This window comes from Actinokineospora sp. (assembly GCF_050699995.1).
GTDB lineage: Bacteria > Actinomycetota > Actinomycetes > Mycobacteriales > Pseudonocardiaceae > Actinokineospora.
In genome coordinates this window covers 1-15,340 of sequence record NZ_JBOHGC010000088.1, presented here as the reverse complement: position 1 = coordinate 15,340, position 15,340 = coordinate 1, and the positions used below count along the sequence as shown (strand labels likewise).

24 protein-coding genes are annotated in these 15,340 nt (G+C 68.8%); 17 read left to right on the top strand and 7 right to left on the bottom strand.

The annotated features are described in order from the left end of the window. Window positions 1-44: 44 nt before the first annotated feature. Complete coding sequence (locus ACRDSQ_RS05315; RefSeq protein ID WP_431419295.1) at window positions 45-230, bottom strand: hypothetical protein; 186 nt, start codon at window positions 228-230, stop codon at window positions 45-47. Between the two features lie 66 nt (window positions 231-296). Beyond that, window positions 297-512, bottom strand: coding sequence for a BldC family transcriptional regulator (locus tag ACRDSQ_RS05310; RefSeq protein WP_187218517.1), 216 nt, complete (start codon window positions 510-512; stop codon window positions 297-299). A 147-nt stretch (window positions 513-659) separates the two neighbouring features. Here ACRDSQ_RS05310 and ACRDSQ_RS05305 point away from each other — a divergent pair, with 147 nt between their 5' ends. From ACRDSQ_RS05305 to ACRDSQ_RS05235, 15 genes are all read left to right on the top strand, one after another. Beyond that, entirely contained in the window at window positions 660-1,130 is a 471-nt protein-coding gene (locus tag ACRDSQ_RS05305) for an Lrp/AsnC family transcriptional regulator (protein ID WP_431419293.1), read from the top strand. Continuing rightward, entirely contained in the window at window positions 1,120-1,413 is a 294-nt protein-coding gene (locus ACRDSQ_RS05300; protein WP_431419291.1) for a DUF4229 domain-containing protein, read from the top strand. The genes ACRDSQ_RS05305 and ACRDSQ_RS05300 overlap by 11 nt, the downstream gene beginning before the upstream one ends. Window position 1,414: 1 nt before the next feature. Continuing rightward, window positions 1,415-1,768 (top strand): DUF1304 domain-containing protein, encoded by a 354-nt coding sequence (locus tag ACRDSQ_RS05295; RefSeq protein WP_431419290.1) that lies wholly within the window; start codon window positions 1,415-1,417, stop codon window positions 1,766-1,768. Next, window positions 1,765-2,880, top strand: coding sequence for a PLP-dependent cysteine synthase family protein (locus ACRDSQ_RS05290; protein WP_431419288.1), 1,116 nt, complete (start codon window positions 1,765-1,767; stop codon window positions 2,878-2,880). The genes ACRDSQ_RS05295 and ACRDSQ_RS05290 overlap by 4 nt, the downstream gene beginning before the upstream one ends. 92 nt (window positions 2,881-2,972) lie before the next feature. Next, on the top strand, window positions 2,973-3,326 hold the full coding sequence (locus tag ACRDSQ_RS05285; protein WP_431419286.1) for a type VII secretion target: 354 nt from the start codon (window positions 2,973-2,975) through the stop codon (window positions 3,324-3,326). Then, window positions 3,323-3,571 carry a hypothetical protein gene (locus ACRDSQ_RS05280; protein ID WP_431419284.1) on the top strand — a complete coding sequence of 83 codons (249 nt, stop codon included), beginning with the start codon at window positions 3,323-3,325 and terminating at the stop codon, window positions 3,569-3,571. The genes ACRDSQ_RS05285 and ACRDSQ_RS05280 overlap by 4 nt, the downstream gene beginning before the upstream one ends. Then, window positions 3,568-4,005 (top strand): hypothetical protein, encoded by a 438-nt coding sequence (locus ACRDSQ_RS05275; protein WP_431419283.1) that lies wholly within the window; start codon window positions 3,568-3,570, stop codon window positions 4,003-4,005. The genes ACRDSQ_RS05280 and ACRDSQ_RS05275 overlap by 4 nt, the downstream gene beginning before the upstream one ends. Further along, entirely contained in the window at window positions 4,002-4,445 is a 444-nt protein-coding gene (locus tag ACRDSQ_RS05270) for a hypothetical protein (RefSeq protein WP_431419282.1), read from the top strand. The genes ACRDSQ_RS05275 and ACRDSQ_RS05270 overlap by 4 nt, the downstream gene beginning before the upstream one ends. 321 nt (window positions 4,446-4,766) lie before the next feature. Further along, window positions 4,767-5,768, top strand: a complete 1,002-nt coding sequence (locus tag ACRDSQ_RS05265) for an ABC transporter substrate-binding protein (RefSeq protein WP_431419280.1) — start codon at window positions 4,767-4,769, stop codon at window positions 5,766-5,768. Beyond that, on the top strand, window positions 5,765-6,652 hold the full coding sequence (locus tag ACRDSQ_RS05260; RefSeq protein ID WP_431419279.1) for an ABC transporter permease: 888 nt from the start codon (window positions 5,765-5,767) through the stop codon (window positions 6,650-6,652). The genes ACRDSQ_RS05265 and ACRDSQ_RS05260 overlap by 4 nt, the downstream gene beginning before the upstream one ends. Beyond that, window positions 6,649-7,428, top strand: a complete 780-nt coding sequence (locus ACRDSQ_RS05255; protein WP_431419278.1) for an ABC transporter ATP-binding protein — start codon at window positions 6,649-6,651, stop codon at window positions 7,426-7,428. The genes ACRDSQ_RS05260 and ACRDSQ_RS05255 overlap by 4 nt, the downstream gene beginning before the upstream one ends. After that, the gene (locus ACRDSQ_RS05250; protein WP_431419276.1) at window positions 7,425-10,022 is read left to right on the top strand and encodes a sensor histidine kinase; all 2,598 of its coding nucleotides are present in this window, start codon (window positions 7,425-7,427) and stop codon (window positions 10,020-10,022) included. Before ACRDSQ_RS05255 ends, ACRDSQ_RS05250 begins: the two co-directional genes overlap by 4 nt. After that, window positions 10,019-10,453, top strand: coding sequence for a roadblock/LC7 domain-containing protein (locus ACRDSQ_RS05245; RefSeq protein WP_431419274.1), 435 nt, complete (start codon window positions 10,019-10,021; stop codon window positions 10,451-10,453). Before ACRDSQ_RS05250 ends, ACRDSQ_RS05245 begins: the two co-directional genes overlap by 4 nt. Next, a complete protein-coding gene (locus tag ACRDSQ_RS05240) occupies window positions 10,443-10,799 on the top strand; it encodes a DUF742 domain-containing protein (protein ID WP_431419273.1) in 357 nt (118 codons plus the stop codon). The genes ACRDSQ_RS05245 and ACRDSQ_RS05240 overlap by 11 nt, the downstream gene beginning before the upstream one ends. Continuing rightward, the gene (locus ACRDSQ_RS05235) at window positions 10,777-11,367 is read left to right on the top strand and encodes a GTP-binding protein (RefSeq protein WP_431419271.1); all 591 of its coding nucleotides are present in this window, start codon (window positions 10,777-10,779) and stop codon (window positions 11,365-11,367) included. The genes ACRDSQ_RS05240 and ACRDSQ_RS05235 overlap by 23 nt, the downstream gene beginning before the upstream one ends. On the opposite strand, the gene ACRDSQ_RS05230 is transcribed toward ACRDSQ_RS05235, so the two are convergent. After that, window positions 11,360-12,232 (bottom strand): 1,4-dihydroxy-2-naphthoate polyprenyltransferase, encoded by an 873-nt coding sequence (locus ACRDSQ_RS05230; protein ID WP_431419269.1) that lies wholly within the window; start codon window positions 12,230-12,232, stop codon window positions 11,360-11,362. The genes ACRDSQ_RS05235 and ACRDSQ_RS05230 overlap by 8 nt on opposite strands. 95 nt (window positions 12,233-12,327) lie before the next feature. Between ACRDSQ_RS05230 and ACRDSQ_RS05225 the strand changes: the two genes are divergently transcribed. Together ACRDSQ_RS05225 and ACRDSQ_RS05220 are read left to right on the top strand one after the other, a co-directional pair. Then, on the top strand, window positions 12,328-12,954 hold the full coding sequence (locus ACRDSQ_RS05225) for a hypothetical protein (protein WP_431419268.1): 627 nt from the start codon (window positions 12,328-12,330) through the stop codon (window positions 12,952-12,954). Then, a complete protein-coding gene (locus tag ACRDSQ_RS05220) occupies window positions 12,942-13,169 on the top strand; it encodes a helix-turn-helix domain-containing protein (RefSeq protein ID WP_431419267.1) in 228 nt (75 codons plus the stop codon). The genes ACRDSQ_RS05225 and ACRDSQ_RS05220 overlap by 13 nt, the downstream gene beginning before the upstream one ends. Before the next feature lie 66 nt (window positions 13,170-13,235). Here ACRDSQ_RS05220 and ACRDSQ_RS05215 read toward each other — a convergent pair whose 3' ends face one another. The 4 genes from ACRDSQ_RS05215 to ACRDSQ_RS05200 all read right to left on the bottom strand — a co-directional run bounded on the left by ACRDSQ_RS05215 (window position 13,236) and on the right by ACRDSQ_RS05200 (window position 15,034). Next, the gene (locus ACRDSQ_RS05215) at window positions 13,236-13,685 is read right to left on the bottom strand and encodes a VanZ family protein (RefSeq protein WP_431419265.1); all 450 of its coding nucleotides are present in this window, start codon (window positions 13,683-13,685) and stop codon (window positions 13,236-13,238) included. 81 nt (window positions 13,686-13,766) lie between these two features. Then, the gene (locus tag ACRDSQ_RS05210) at window positions 13,767-13,946 is read right to left on the bottom strand and encodes a DUF397 domain-containing protein (protein WP_431419264.1); all 180 of its coding nucleotides are present in this window, start codon (window positions 13,944-13,946) and stop codon (window positions 13,767-13,769) included. Beyond that, entirely contained in the window at window positions 13,912-14,787 is an 876-nt protein-coding gene (locus tag ACRDSQ_RS05205) for a helix-turn-helix domain-containing protein (protein WP_431419263.1), read from the bottom strand. Before ACRDSQ_RS05205 ends, ACRDSQ_RS05210 begins: the two co-directional genes overlap by 35 nt. Window positions 14,788-14,902: 115 nt before the next feature. Further along, window positions 14,903-15,034, bottom strand: a complete 132-nt coding sequence (locus tag ACRDSQ_RS05200; RefSeq protein ID WP_431419262.1) for a hypothetical protein — start codon at window positions 15,032-15,034, stop codon at window positions 14,903-14,905. Window positions 15,035-15,340 lie beyond the last annotated feature (306 nt).

The window sequence follows — 15,340 nt, the reverse complement described above, 5'->3', positions numbered from 1 at the left end:
TCACTTGAATTGAGAACTCATCGTCGGGAACTGGGGACTCGCGGTTAGGCGGGTGGGTCTTCTGTGGGGGGCTTGCGGGTTTTCTCGCCTAGTTTGCGGAGGAAGTCGGGGTCGTCGTCGGGGGCGATGGCGGTGCGCGTGGTGGTGGCCTCGGCCGCGCGTGGGCCGAAGGCCTTCCACATCAGCACCGCGATGGTGATCGCGCCGACAGCGGCCAGCAGGTAAGTCATTGAGGCACCTCCGAAAGCCTGGAACACGAGGTTAACCCGTTTGTCCGGATTTTGGGGACACGCAGGTCAGACGTGCTCCGCGGGTTCCGTCGCCTCGGTGGTGAGTTCGGCCAGCAGCGCCTGGACCTCGGTCTCACGGAACCGGCGGTGTCCGCCGGGCGTGCGGATGGACCCGATGCGGCCCGCCGTGGCCCACCGGGTGACGGTCTTGGGGTCGACCCGGAACAGGGCCGCTACCTCCCCGGGGGTGAGCAGGCGTTCCCCCACGTGGCCAACGGTCACCTTCGCCGCCTCCTTGGTAGTCGACAAAACGGGATCATCGTTGCATCTCGCCCGTCGGGTACTCGAACGGTTGGCTGATGGTAAAGAGGTAGTAAGGGACAAAACGGCCGGTTCGGACATGCCGGGGCGGCGTCGTAGGCTTTCGCCGTGGACACTGTCGATCGCCGAATCATCGCGGCCCTGCGTACCAACGGCCGCGTCACCTACGCCGATCTCGGCAGGCAGGTGGGCCTGTCCGCGTCGGCGGTGCACGAGCGGGTCGGCAAACTGGAGGCCGCGGGCGTCATCACCGGCTACCACGCCATGGTCGACCCGCGGGCCGTCGGACTCGACGTCACCGCGCTGGTCTCCATCCACCCGACCGACACCGCCGACGACGAGGATGTCGCCGACGCCTTGGCCGAGCTGAACGAGGTCGAGTCCTGCTACCGGGTCGCGGGTGACGAGTCCTTCGTGGTCAAGGTCCGGGTGGCGACGGTGGACGACCTGGAGCGGTCGCTGAGCAGGCTGCGCCGGATAAAGGGTGTCGCGCGCACCAGGTCGACCGTCGTGCTGTCGACCCGGTTCGAGGGCAGGCCGAACACCCTCGACGAGGAACGGGGCACCCATGCCGAGTAACGTCCAGGCCGTGCAGGACAAGCCCGGCGCGCACCTTTGGCGCGACATCGCTCTCTACACCCTTGTGCGGATCGCCCTGGTCGGCGCCGTGACGGCGATCCTGGTGCTGTTCGACCTTCCGCTGCTGGTCTCGGTGGCCATCGCCGTGGTCGTCGGGTTCCCGCTGGGCCTGCTGCTGTTCCGCCGCCTCAACGACCGGGTCACCGCGGGCCTCGCTGACCGCTACGCAGAACGCGACCGCCTCCGGGCGGAGCTGCGCGGCGACGAACCGGATGAGGACTGAGATGGACACCGCAGCGAAGGTCATGGTCGGGCTTGTCGGCCTGATCCACGTCTACATCCTCGTGCTCGAGATGTTCCTCTGGAACACCTCGCTGGGCCGCCGGACGTTCGGGACCTCGCACGAGTTCGCCGCGGAGACCGCCATGCTGGCGGGCAACCAGGGGCTCTACAACGGCTTCCTGGCCGCGGGCCTGTTCTACGGCCTGATCGCGGGTTCGCTGTCGTTCCAGGTGTTCTTCCTGGTCTGCGTGATGATCGCCGGTCTCTACGGCGCCGCGACGGTGTCGCTGCGCATCCTGTACGTCCAGTCAGTGCCCGCGCTCATCGCGCTGGTGCTTGTCCTGCTCGCGCGATGACCGCGGTCGACCGCTGCAGCGCCAAGACGCGTGACTGGGTCTGCCGGTCCATCAAGATCATCGAGGCGGACGCGAACCGCAGCGCCGACACGCACCTGCTGCCGTTCCCGCTGCCGCTGGAGTGGAACGTCCAGCTCTATCTCAAGGACGAGTCGACCCACCCGACCGGCTCGCTCAAGCACCGCCTGGCCCGTTCGCTGTTCCTCTATGCGCTGTGCAACGGCTGGATCGTCGACGGCACCCCGGTGATCGAGGCCTCCTCGGGCTCGACGGCGGTCTCGGAGGCGTACTTCGCCCGGATGCTGGGCCTGCCCTTCATCGCCGTCATGCCGCGCACGACCAGCCCGGAGAAGATCGCGCTGATCGAACGCCAGGGCGGGCGCTGCCACTTCGTCGACGAGCCCGGCCAGATCTACGCCGAGTCGCGCAAGCTGGCCGACGACCTCGGCGGCCACTACATCGACCAGTTCACCCACGCCGAGCGGGCCACCGACTGGCGTGGCAACAACAACATCGCCGAGTCGGTCTTCGAGCAGATGTCGAAGGAGCCGCACCCGGAGCCCGCATGGGTCGTGGTCGGCGCGGGCACCGGCGGCACCAGCGCCACCATCGGCCGCTACATCCGCTATCGCGCCCTCGATACCCGGCTGGCCGTGGTGGACCCGGAGAACTCCGTGTTCTTCGACGCCTGGCGCGACACCGAGCCGGACCTCACCGGCAGCCGCGGCTCACGTATCGAGGGCATCGGCAGGCCGCGGGTCGAGCCGTCGTTCCTCGGCCAGGTCATCGACCGGATGATCAAGGTGCCGGACGCGGCGTCGATCGCGGTCATCCGGGTCGTCGAGGAGCTGATCGGCCGCCGCGCGGGCGGGTCGACCGGCACGAACCTGTGGGGCGCGTTCCAGATCATCGCCGAACTCAAGGCGGCTGGGATGTCCGGCAGTGTGGTGACCCTGCTGTGCGACGGCGGCGAGCGCTATTCGCACACCTACTACGACGACGCCTGGGTGGCCGCCCAGGGACTCGACATCGAGCCGTACCAGGAGTTCGTGCGGCACTTCCTGGCCACCGGCGAGTGGCATGAGGACAGTCTCCCGACAATTCGCAACTGAAAAGCCCTGACACCCGGTGGGAACCGACGTCCGGAGGCGGCCGTCAACCCTGGGACACACGCCGAGCGCGGGACACGTCAGGAGCACCACCGATGGGCGAACAGCTCAGGGTCGAGCCGGAGGAGCTGCGCGGCTACGCGGGTCTGCTCGACCGCAACGCGGGGCACTTCAAGACGATCGAGGACCACGCTCGGGGCAAGGGCGCCGACACCAGTGGGTTCACCGGCCTGCTGAGCCTGCTCGTTCCCGCTGTCGACGGTGTCGTCGGCCTTTACGGCGAGACGCTCCAGTTCGCCAGCGAGAAGCTGGGCAACGTCAAGACCTCACTGGAGAGCGCCGCCGCCGCGTATGAGACCGCCGACCGCGTGTCCTGCGGCCGGATGACCACTGTGGACGGTCAGCGCTCAGCCGCGGCCAGTGGCGTCCCGACGGTGGGTGCGCGATGAGCTACGCCGACACCGACCCGACCACCGCGCTGAACAACGCCGAGACCATCGACGGCGGACTCAAGATCGAGGACGCGATCCGTGACGCGGGCGCGCAGGTCCAGGTCGTGAACTGGATCTGGGAGCAAGTCGTCGGTGACGAGCACTACGGCCAGTACCAGGACGACCGGGCGGCGGCGAACCGCCAGGACCCGTCGACCCAGAACCGCCAGGGCACGCCGGTGCCCACCGGAGGAACGCGATGAACGACGACTGGAAGAGCGTGCGGCTGCGCGAGGCCGAGGCGAGCCTCGACGTCGCGCTGACCACGCTCGACGCGAAGCTGGCCGGCGTCGAGAAGCAGTTCGCGGACAAGCCGCAGGACGGCCTCACCGATGAGGACATCAAGGCGATCTCCGAGCACGCCCGCGGCGCCGACGCGCCCAAGGCGCTGCGGGACCTGCAGGCCCGGATCGACGCGGGCGAGCTGACCTGGCGCGACATCACCAGCGGGCGGGCGGCGGGGGAGCCGGGCGTGCGGGAGGCGCTGGAGTCCGGCCTTCCGCGGCTTCGGCAGGTCTACACGCTGTTGGAGGAAGGCCACTCCGTCGACGAGGTCGTCGAGGCGGGCCGGTCTCGGTCCGGTCGGTCGGATGACGGCGAAGACGGTGGCATCGTGCTCCGCGAAGACGCCTGGTGAAGCGGGCACTTGCGTTGGCCGGGCTGCTGCTCGTGCTGTATGCGGCTGTCTACTCGGTCGGCGCTTTCAGCGGCACGTACGTCTCCGGCACCGTCCGCGACCCGGCGATCCACCAGTGGACCGGCGGCACGATCGCGGTGCAGCGCAAGGCAAGCGCGCGGGGCTGCACGGTGACCGTCGACGGCGGACCCGAGACCCCGGTCGAGATCGGTTCGCGTAAGGGCGTGTTCGGCAAGGTGACCGAACTCGAGCCGTGGTTCAGCGACGGCGCGATGATCAAGTGTCTCGGCGGCCTGACCGTGTGGACCGGCGCGGCCGCCGAGCTGCGGTTGATGACCCGGCACCCCGTGTTCTTCGCCGGGTCGGCCTTGGTCATCGGTCTTCCCATCTTTTACACAGTATTTCGTAGGAACCGGAACGAGTCGGTGCGCAACCCCTGAAGGTCGGGTGTGGAATGTAATCCAGACCACATTTCGGCCGCATCGGCGCATTTCGCTAATACCAGCACAATTGCGCATAGTGACATGCTTTAGCGCTGATAGTCCGATCGGGTGAGATCCACTGGTGGCTCCCTAGTCGGCCTCCTCATACCCCGTTAGGGTCAGCCCCGGCTGGGGTTCACCGCACGGGAATGGGGAGTTTGATGACGGAGTCCGGCGTCGACTCTACTGTGGACAAACATATTCCCATTTTTTCCCAGGGCGAGCTCCCGCTTTTCCCGGCTCGGTAGCCGATCCGTTCGCCTCCCCCTGGAGTACGCAGTGAAGCCCAGTTCGGTCAGCAGGCTGATCGCCGCTGTCGTGTGCCTGTTAACGCTGTCGGGCGCGACGGCCTGCACATCCCAAGCCGCCGAGTCGGGAACCAAGGTGACGCTCGGCTTCAGCGCTTGGCCCGGCTGGTTCCCGTGGCAGGTCGCGCAGGAGCAGGGGCTCTTCGCCAAGAACGGCGTCAACGTCGAGCTGAAGTACTTCGAGAGCTACACCGACAGCCTCAACGCCCTGGCGACCAGCGCGATCGACGCCAACAGTCAGACCCTCAACGACACCCTGGCCTCGGTCAGCGGCGGCGCCCAGCAGAAGATCGTCCTGGTCAACGACAACTCCACTGGCAACGACAAGATCATCGCCGCCGAGGGGATCGGCAGTGTCGCCGATCTCCGCGGGAAGAAGGTGGCCGTGGAGCAGGGCACCGTCGATCACTACCTGCTCCTGCTCGCGCTCGCCGAGGCGAAGCTGACCGAGAAGGACATCGAGCTGGTCCCGCTGGCCACCGACGCCGCGGCCGCCGCGTTCGCCGCGGGACAGGTCGACGCGGTCGGCGCCTTCGCGCCCTTCACCAGCGTGGCGCTCGAACGTCCGGGCAGCCGGGCCATCGCCACCTCCGTGGAGTTCCCCGGCGCGATCCCGGACCACCTGGTCTTCACCGCGGAGTTCGTCAAAGACCACCCCGCCGCGGTCCAGGCCCTGGTCGACACCTGGTTCGAGACGATCAAGTGGATCAGGGAGAACAAGGGCCCGGCCACCGACATCATGGCCAAGCGCGGCGGGGTCACCGCCGAGGAGTACCGCTCCTACGACGCGGGCACCACGATCTTCACCCGGCAGCAGAACCTCGACGCGTTCACCCCGGGCACCACGCCGTCGCACCTGAACTACCAGGCGGGCAAGATCGTCGACTTCATGCTCGCCACCGGCCTCGTCAAGGAGCGCCCCGTCCTCGACGGCCTGCTCGACGACCGATTCGTGAAGGCAGTCCCGGAGTGAGTCCGGTCGTCGTCGGCGCGGATGTGACCGACACCAGTCATCCCTCCCGGTCCGGCCGGGCGGGATGGCGCGCGTTGCCGCGCAGGCCGCGGGTCCGCCGGACCTCGAAGCTGTTCACGATCCGGGCCCCGATCTCCCGCCGGTCCCGCTTGACCCTGGCGGTGCTCTCGATCGCCCTGCCAGTCCTCGCGTGGGTCGTCCTCGCGGCGAGCGGCGTGGTCCCGTCGCGGTTCCTGCCCTCGCCTGGCGCGGTGCTCGCGGCGGGCATCGGCATGGCCGAGTCCGGCGAGCTGTTCGCCGACCTCTGGGCCACCGTGCAGCGGGTGCTGTTCGGGTTCGGCCTGGCGCTCGCGGTGTCGGTGCCGATCGGGATCGTCATGGGCACTTTCCGGGCGGGACAGGCGCTGTTCGAGCCGCTGATCAGCGTGCTGCGCTACCTGCCCGCCAGCGCGTTCATCCCGCTGCTGGTCATCTGGATGGGCCTGGGTGAGCCGTCCAAGGTGGCGCTTCTGTTCATCGGCACCGTTTTCTTCAACACCCTGATGACCGCCGACGTCGTGCGCGGTGTGCCGCGCCCGCTCATCGACGTCTCGTACACGCTCGGCGCGCGCCGGGGCGAGGTGCTGCGGAAGGTGATCGTGCCGCACTCGCTGCCGGGCATCGTCGACGCGGCCAGGGTCAACGCCGCCGCCGCGTGGAACTTCGTGGTGGTCGCCGAGCTGGTCAACTCGACCGAGGGCCTCGGCTACCGGATCGTGCGCTCGCAGCGGTTCCTGCAGACCGACAAGATCTTCGCCGTGCTCGTCGTGATCGGCCTGTGCGGTGTGCTGATCGACGTGGCGCTTCGGTTGCTGCGCGACAAGGTCGGGCGGTGGACCGGATGAAGCTCGGACTTTCCGGCGTCGGCAAGGATTACGGCGCGGTCCGCGCGCTCGACGGTGTCGATCTCCAGGTGGCCTCGGGTGAGTTCGTGTGTGTCGTCGGCGCGAGCGGGTCGGGCAAGTCCACGCTGCTCTCGCTCGTCGCCGGGCTCGACGCGCCCACCGAGGGCCGGATCACCCTCGACGGAGCCGACGTCACCGGCCCCGGACCGGACCGCGGCCTGGTGCCGCAGGCGGGGACGCTGTACCCGTGGCGCACGGTCGAGCGCAATGTCGCGTTCGGACTGGAGCTCCTCCCGATCACGCCTGAGGACCGGGCCGCCCGGGTCGACTGGCACCTCGCCGAGACCGGCCTGACCGACTTCCGGCACGCGCTGCCCGGGCAGCTCTCGGGCGGCCAGCAGCAGCGGGTCGCGATCGCCCGGGCCCTGGCGTGCGAGCCTGAGGTCCTGCTGCTCGACGAGCCGTTCGGCGCGCTCGACGTGCAGACCAAGGAGGACATGCAGGTCCTCGTCCGCCAGGTGTGGCGCGACACCGGCACCACCGTGCTCATGGTGACCCACGACGTCGAGGAGGCGGTTTTCCTCGGCGGCCGGGTGGTCGTCCTGGCGTGCGACCCCGGTCGGGTCGCCGCCGACATCGCCGTGGCGCTGCCCGAGGACCGCGACCTCGCCATCAAGCGCGACCCCGACTTCCTGGCCCTGCGCGCGTCGATCGAGGACATCGTCCGCGCCCAACACTGGGCCTACACCGCCCAGGCGACGGCAGGTGGACGGTGACTCTGGGGATCCTGGGCAGGCTCGGCATCCGGGGCAGGCTCAACGTCCTGCTCCTGGTCCCGCTCACGGCGGTGGTCCTCGTGGCGGTCCCGTTCGTCGCGGGCGGCGTCGGCGACGCCCGCTCGGCCAGCCGCACCGCGGACATCGCGGGCCGTGCCAGGGACTTCGGTGGCCTGGTGTGGGAACTGCAGCGCGAACGCCTGCTCACCGCCGGCTACCTGGCCTCGGCCAGCGGGGACAACACCGATCTCGTCCGCCAGCAGCGGACCGTCGACACCGCGGCCGCCGCCGCGCTCGACACCCTGCAGGGGGAGGGCACCGAGGAACTCGCCTCCGCGTTGGTGCGCATCGGTTCGCTGCGTGAGCTGCGGCAGAGCGCGCTGCGCCGCGGCATCTCGCCGGACGCCGTCGCCCGCACCTACCACGCGGTCATCGGCGCCATCCTCGACGCGCTTCGCCTGGTGCCGCAGCGAACCAGCGACGCCGAGGGCACCCGCCAGCTCACCGTCCTCGACTCGCTGCTGCGGGCCAACGAGGAGAACGAGCTCTACGGCATGGCGATCATCGCCACCGCGCTCGATCCGGCAACCGGGCAGGTGTTGCTGGACAAGGCTTCCGCGCAGGCCCGGATGCTGACCGAGCGGTTCGTCCAGCAGGCCGACGTCGAGCACGCGGGCATCGTCGTCGCCGTCGACCAGGGCGACCTGGCCCGCCAGGTGGCCGCCATGGCCGCAAGGCTTCCGTTGGACCCCAACGCCAACGCGGGCGAGTCGTTCATCTTCGACGCCCTCGCCGCCGTGCAGAGCCAGTCGCGGATGCGCCGGGTCGCCCAGGACAAGGTGACCGAGCAGGTCACCACCGCCGCTACCGACCGCGCGTCCGACGCCGGGCTGCTCGCCCACAGCGTCGGTCTCGGCGCGGCCCTGCTGTTCATGCTGGTCGCCGTCCTCGCCATCCGGGTCAGCCGCTCGATCTCCGACCCGCTGCGCCGACTCACCGACGCCGCCACCTCGGTCGCCGACCTGGCCGAGACCGAGCTGGTCCGGGTCACCGACACCGAGGTCGCCGAGGTGCAGGCGCCGCGGCTCGCGGAGATCGAGGTCGCCAGCGACGACGAGATCGGCAAGCTGGCCGCGGCCTTCAACCGCGTGCAGAGCACGGCGTCCTCGCTGGTGGAACGGCAGGCCCTCACCCGGCGCAACGTCAGCCTGATGTTCGTCAACGTCGCGCAGCGCACGCAGAACCTCGTCGGCAGGCAGATGGCGCTGGTCGACGAACTCGAACGCGACGAGCAGGACGTCCGGCTCCTCGAACGCCTCTACCGGCTCGACCACGTCTCCACCCGGCTGCGCCGCAGCGCCGACAACCTCCTCGTCGTCGCGGGCACGGCCGACCGGGGCAGGCTTTCCGGGCCGATCGAGCTGTCCACCACGCTGCGGTCCGCGCTGGCCGAGATCGAGGAGTACCAGCGGGTCCAGCTCGGGTCGATCTCCGACGTCACCCTCGCCGCGGACATCGGCGCCGACCTCGTGCTGGTGTTCGCCGAGCTGATGGAGAACGCCACGTCGTTCTCCCCGCCGAACACGACCGTCGAGGTCGGCGCCAAGTTCCAGACCGACGGAACCTGCGTGATCGAGATCGTCGACCACGGCATCGGCCTGCCGCCGGAGAAACTGGCCGAGGAGAACCGGCGACTCGTCGAACGCGAGCGGCTCGACATCGTCCCGACGACCGTGCTCGGCCTGTTCGTGGTCGGTCGGCTCGCCCGCAGGCACTCGCTGCGCGTCGAGCTGGACTCGACACCGGGCGGCGGTGTGACCGCGCGCGTCCACATCGCGGTCGAGTCCTACCTGCGCCGGGTCGTGGAACCGGAGCCCGCGCACCAGCCGGTGCTCCCGCTGCTGCCTGGGTTCCAGATCCCGCCCGCGACCCGGACCGAGGGGTTCTTCTGGTTCCCCACCGCCGCCGGAGAGCAGCCCCCGCCGCCCCCGGAAGCGGAGCGCGGCGGCCTCCGTCGCCGAGTCGCGAGCGGCCCGCCACCCAGCCCCACTGCACCCAGCCGCACTGCACCCAGCCGCCCACCGCAGCCCGCGAGCGCGTCCGCCCCGCGTGACCCGGAAGCCACGCGCACGGCGATGGACGAGTTCCACACCGGGTTCATCCAGGCCGAAGCCCGGCCCACCGACTCGCGGGCAGGCCTGAACCGCCGGGTCGCGGGCGCGCAACTGCCCGGGGAGCCCGCCGCCCCTCGCCAGAGCCGACCGCGACACGATCCGGACGCCTCCCGCACCGCGCTCAACGAATTTCACGGAGCGTTCGCCCGCGCCGCCGATCCGCCGCCGTCGTCGGGTCGGGGTGGGCTGAGCAGGCGCGTCCCCGGCGAGAACCTCGCCCCAGGGCTGCGCCCGGCCGCTTTCGTGTCCGCGCCACCGGCCATTCGGGCCTGGCGCAGGCGCGATCCTGAGTCCGAGCGGGCCGAGTTCGACAAATTCGCCCTCGGATTGGCGAAAGCGGCCATCGTTACGGATAACGTCACGCCCCAGGAAACCGCCCCGCACCCAGGGGCGAGTCCGAGGAGAGAGAGCACAAGATGAGCAGGCCGCCGGCACCCGCGATCAGCGTCGATGCGCAGAACTTCAACTGGCTGGTCAGCAGGTTCACCCAGAACACCGCGGGCGCGATCGGCTCGATCGCGGTGTCCGCAGACGGCCTGCTGATCGCGATGTCCGCGGACTTGGTCCGGGCCAACGCCGACCGGCTCGCCGCGATCTCCTCGGCGATGCTCGGGCTGGCCAACGGTGTGTCCGACAGCCACCCGCTTGGCCAGCCGGACAAGGTGATCATCGAGTTGGAGCGCGGCTACCTGCTGGTCTGCACGATCAGCATCGGCTGCTCGCTCGGCGTGCTCGCCACCAAGGAGGCGAGCCTGGGCACCATCGCCTACGAGATGGCGATGTTCGCCAACCGGGCCAGCGCCGTGTTGACCCCGCAGCTGATCGAAGAGCTCAAGAACAGTGTCGGATAGCCAACCCGACGTCTCGCCGCTTCGGCCCTACGTGCTCACCGCGGGTAGGGCCAAGCCGGTGGACGACACCTTGGAGATCGAGGCGCAGGTGATGTCCAGCAGCCTCGGCACCGCGGCGCACCCGGACCTCGCCTTCGAGCGCCGGGAGATCATCGCGCTGTGCCGCAGGACCATGTCCGTCGCTGAGATCGCCGCGTCGCTCAAGCTGCACATCGGGGTGGCCAGGGTGTTGGTGGCCGATCTGGCGGAACTCGGATACGTCGTCCTCCGGCGGCCGGCCGCGACCCCGGCCCAGGATCTCAGCATGATCGAAAGGGTCATTCGTGGACTCGAAGCCATCCGCTGAGCGCGCGCAGCGTCCGCCGGCGCCGGTCAAGATCGTCATCGCCGGCGGGTTCGGCGTCGGCAAGACCACGGCGGTGGCGGCGATCTCGGAGATCTCGCCGCTGACGACCGAAGCCGCCATCACGTCCGTCGGCGCGGAGATCGACCGGGTCGGCGAGGTGCCCGCGAAGACGACGACGACCGTCGCCATGGATTTCGGCTGCATCACCATCGACGAGGACGTGAAGCTGTACCTCTTCGGCACCCCCGGCCAGGACCGCTTCGGCTTCATGTGGGGCGACCTGGTGCGCGGCGCGCTGGGCGCGTTGGTCATCGTCGACACAAGACGGATGGACGACTGCTACCCGGCGGTCGACTACTTCGAGAAGGCCGGTCTGCCGTTCGTGGTCGGGGTCAACATGTTCGGCGGCGAACTCGCCCACGAGCCCGACGACATCCGCTGGGCGCTGGCGATCGCCGACGAGGTCCCGCTGATCATGTTCGACGCCCGCGACAAGCTCTCCGTGCGCGACGCGCTGTTGGCGGTGCTGCGCAACACCTTCGCCAAGGCGCGGGCCGCGGCTAGCTGAGTCCGACGGCCAGGGCGGTGATGACCGCCCACGCCAGCATGGCGAGCCCGGTCTGCTTGAGCACCGGGATCAGCGCGGGCCCGGTCGCCTTGCCGAGGACCACCTTGAGCGCGGGCACGACCAAAACGGCGGCGGCCAACCCGGCGAGTGCCCACGGGGTCTGCGTCGCCAAGGCGATGGTCACCACGAACGGAATCGTCACCAGGGTCGCGAACAGCACCCGCGTGCGTTCCTCACCGAGCCGCACAGCCAGCGTGGTCTTGCCCGCGACCCGGTCGGTCGGCACATCCCGCAGGTTGTTGGCGACGAGCACGGCCGCCGAGAACGACCCCATCGAGACCGCGCACGCGAGGCCCACCCAGCTGACCGTCCCCGCCTGGATGTACTGCGTGCCAAGGACAGCGACGAGCCCGAAGAACAGGAACACCGCGACCTCGCCGAACCCGGAGTACCCGTACGGCTTGGAGCCGCCGGTGTAGAACCAGGCCCCCGCGACGCAGAGCACGCCGACGGCCAGGAGCCACCACTCGGCGCTCGCGATCACCAGCACCAGCCCGGCCAGCGCGCCGATTCCGAAGCAGGCGAACGCGGCGAGCTTCACCGAGGACGGCGTCGCCACCCCGGAGCCGACCAGCCGCAGCGGCCCGACCCGGTTGTCGTCGGTGCCCCGGATGCCGTCGGAGTAGTCGTTGGCGTAGTTCACCCCGACCTGCAGCGATAGCGCCACCACCAGCGCCAGCAGCGACTTCCACCAGGAGAACCCGCCGAGCGCCGCGGCCGCCCCCGCACCGACCAACACCGGCGCCACCGAATTCGGCAGCGTCCGCACCCGTGCGCCCTGGACCCATTCCGCGACTGTCGCCATACGTCCATCTTGGTTGACGGGTCCGAAGGGGCGGATGACAGGCCCGAGTTTATCGTTTATCGTTGTTATCGATAAACGATAACCTGGGGGTGGCGATGACCAAGAATCCGCTGGATCCGATCCAGACGTGGGTGACGATCGTGTTCGCGTTCATCGTGGCCATCACCGCGATCAGTCTGGCCGCGACGATCTGGGGAACAGGTTCCCTGTTCGGCATCGGCAGCCCGAGCGTGTGCGCGGAGGCGAGCCAGGGTGTCCCGGTTCGGCCGACCGAGGAGAGCCTCGTGCCCGACACCGCGGCAGGCGTGCGGGCGACCGTCGGCACCGTGCGCCTCTGCGCGGAGAACCCGTCAGCTGGGCAACGCGCCTTGCTGGTGGGGACCCAGTTGCCGTCTTTCCTCGTCTTCGCGGGCGCGCTTTCCCTTGCCATGGCCACGTTCCGCGCCGGTCGGCGGCACGGTGTCCTCGCCGACCGGTTCGCCATGCGCCTGCGGATCATCGGCTGGGTGGTGATCGGGGGCAGCGTTCTCGCCGCCGTCACCGAAGCCTGGGCCCGGCGGGGCCTCCTGCAATCGATGCTCGAACGGCCGCTCACCGGGACCTGGGTGTGGGACGTCGAGCCCTCGATCCTGGCGATCTTCCTGGGCGCCCTGCTGCTCTCGTTCGCCCGTGTCCTGCGGATCAGCGCCCGCATGCGGGAGGATCTCACGTGGACGGTGTGACCGACGCCCACGAGATCACCGTTCACCTGGATCGAGTCCTGGCCGAACGCGGCATGACCCTGACCGAGCTGTCGAACCGGGCGGGCATCTCGCTGGTGAACCTGTCGGTGCTCAAGAACGGCCGGGCGCGGGCGGTCCGGTTCAGCACCCTGAGCAGGCTGTGCGCGGTGCTCGACTGCCAACCCGGCGACCTGCTCAGCCACGGTCAGGCCTGATCACCGCTGCCTTGCCGATAGCGGTGATCAGGCCGACCGGCGGCCAGTTCGAGTGGACTGCGGATTTCAACGCTCGTTTGGTGTCGCGAAACTATTCGACCGAATTACGGCATGGTTCGTATCCATCTCGGATACCGGTGCCCGTCGCGCATCATCGGTTCCCGCCGTTTTCCACCACGGCCGCACCAGCATCATTCCGACTACAGCGCCGCAGGCGTTGAGGATGACGTCGTCGGTCGCACTAACACGGCCGGCCTCAAGCAACCATTGAACGACCTCAATCGCTGCCGCGACGAGCCCGGCTACCAAAACCATGCGTCCTACTCGACGAAACCATGGCCAGCGGAGCGTGGCCAATGCCCCAGCCGCTAGTAACAACAGCACGTTCCCAATCAACTGCACCAGCGAAGAACCTCCGGCGGTCCCGGCATCGAAAACTGAGACGACCGCCGCTCCCGGCATCCAACTGACCATGCCCCCGTCTCCGGGCAACGGCATGAACACCAGATAGAGCACCCTGGTTTCATCCCCAGGGAAACCTCTACGCAATCGGTCTGGGGATCGGTGCTCCAGCTACTTGCGCCACATCATCGCAGCTCAGCGCCTGACTGAGTGTTCGATGAGCGCGCCCCAAGCCTCGGGCGTGATCGCTAGGACTGGGCCGGCCGCGTTCTTGGAGTCCCGCACGCGGGTCTGTTCCACCCGCAGGGACACTTCGACGCAGTCGTTCTGCGAACCGCTGCTAAAGCTGCTCTTGCGCCACCTGGCACTCGTCATCCCAGCTGCCTTCCGCCCGGTCGTACGTGTCCGCCAGTTCGGCGAACAGCACCCGGGATTCTCCCGCACTCAGCGCAGCCTTGGCTATCTGCGGGAGGAGTGAACGGTAGGCGGCCACATACTCGGGATCTTCGATGAACAGACCCGTCACCAGGCCATCGAGAAAGACGAGCGAGCGGAACCGGGGATAGGCGAGCAGCAGGAACGAACCCCCGAAGAGCCCCCGGTGCCGGGTCGCCGAAGGCACCACCCTGATGGTGATGTTCCGCTGGTCGGCGAAGAACACCATCGCGAGCAGTTGCTCCGCCATGGTTCGGTAGTCGCCGACCTCCAGCCGCAACGCTCGTTCGTGCACGAAGAACGTGAATTTCGCCGGGTTGTTGCGGAACAGGATTCGCTGCCGTTCCAACCGCGCTCGCACCCATGCGTCGCGGTCGGATTCCGAGATGTCCTCCCGCGCGAACAGCGCACGGATGTAGGGCTCGGTTTGGAGGAGTCCCGGGATCACCTCGGGTTGGTAGCTCACGCACCGATCGGCTGTTGCCTCGTGGAAGATCAGGGATCGGAGCGAATCCGTCATCCACTGGCCGTGCGGCGCGATCCAGTAGCCCCGGTCGTCGGCGGCCTCCCGGCAGAACGTGATCAGGCGTTCCACGTCCTGATACCGCGCTCCGCATGTCGCCAGGTAGTGCACCACCTCCGTCTCCGAAGTCGTGCCCCGAACCCCCGTCTCGATCCGGTGCAGATGCGCGATGGATCGCCCCAGCTTGGGCGCGAGGTCCCGCAGCGTCAGCCCCGCCGTCTCCCGGTGCTCCCGCAACAAATCGCCCAGCTCGCGCACGCTAGCCCGGTTTCTCGCTCCCATTCCCCACACGCTAGGGACTTCCTGTGCCGCCCGGTGTCCGCGCGCGCCGATTCCACCCCATCGCGCTAGCCGTTCCCGCACCGGGAACAATTCACCCCGCCGCCAGCCGCACCACCGCCGGCGTGCCGATGCCGAGCAGGATCGTCAGGGAGAAACTCTTGGTGCGCCACACCAACAGTGCCGGAATGGAGCCACCCAGAGCGCGAAATTCCCTGTCGTGCACAGGATGTTGACCTTGGCTGATCGGGAAGATCTCGGCGAGTTCAGGTGGTGCAAGCAGCTGGTGTGCGGAGTTCGTGGCCGTTCGTGGGTTTGCGCCAGTGGAGTCGTTGATCTCTGCGGTGTTGGCGGCGTGGAGCCCCGGCCGAGTGTGTCTCGGCGTGCCCGGGTGACTCGGCGCCGTGTTCAGGCCGCCGAGTGTCGTGGTGTTGCGGGGATGGGTTTTCGGTGTGGGTCCAAATATGCGGGTGGGGTGAACTCGGGCAGGCCGTTGATGATGGTGACGGCCCAGTCGGAGTTGTGGATCAGG

Bases quoted from the DNA above. Each gene is read 5' to 3' on its own strand.
- ACRDSQ_RS05315 (WP_431419295.1), bottom strand. From the start codon at position 230: ATGACTTACCTGCTGGCCGCTGTCGGCGCGATCACCATCGCGGTGCTG.
- ACRDSQ_RS05300 (WP_431419291.1), top strand. From the start codon at position 1,120: ATGCCGAGTAACGTCCAGGCCGTGCAGGACAAGCCCGGCGCGCACCTT.
- ACRDSQ_RS05295 (WP_431419290.1), top strand. From the start codon at position 1,415: ATGGACACCGCAGCGAAGGTCATGGTCGGGCTTGTCGGCCTGATCCAC.
- ACRDSQ_RS05290 (WP_431419288.1), top strand. From the start codon at position 1,765: ATGACCGCGGTCGACCGCTGCAGCGCCAAGACGCGTGACTGGGTCTGC.
- ACRDSQ_RS05285 (WP_431419286.1), top strand. From the start codon at position 2,973: ATGGGCGAACAGCTCAGGGTCGAGCCGGAGGAGCTGCGCGGCTACGCG.
- ACRDSQ_RS05280 (WP_431419284.1), top strand. From the start codon at position 3,323: ATGAGCTACGCCGACACCGACCCGACCACCGCGCTGAACAACGCCGAG.
- ACRDSQ_RS05275 (WP_431419283.1), top strand. From the start codon at position 3,568: ATGAACGACGACTGGAAGAGCGTGCGGCTGCGCGAGGCCGAGGCGAGC.
- ACRDSQ_RS05255 (WP_431419278.1), top strand. From the start codon at position 6,649: ATGAAGCTCGGACTTTCCGGCGTCGGCAAGGATTACGGCGCGGTCCGC.
- ACRDSQ_RS05245 (WP_431419274.1), top strand. From the start codon at position 10,019: ATGAGCAGGCCGCCGGCACCCGCGATCAGCGTCGATGCGCAGAACTTC.
- ACRDSQ_RS05230 (WP_431419269.1), bottom strand. From the start codon at position 12,232: ATGGCGACAGTCGCGGAATGGGTCCAGGGCGCACGGGTGCGGACGCTG.
- ACRDSQ_RS05225 (WP_431419268.1), top strand. From the start codon at position 12,328: ATGACCAAGAATCCGCTGGATCCGATCCAGACGTGGGTGACGATCGTG.
- ACRDSQ_RS05210 (WP_431419264.1), bottom strand. From the start codon at position 13,946: ATGACGAGTGCCAGGTGGCGCAAGAGCAGCTTTAGCAGCGGTTCGCAG.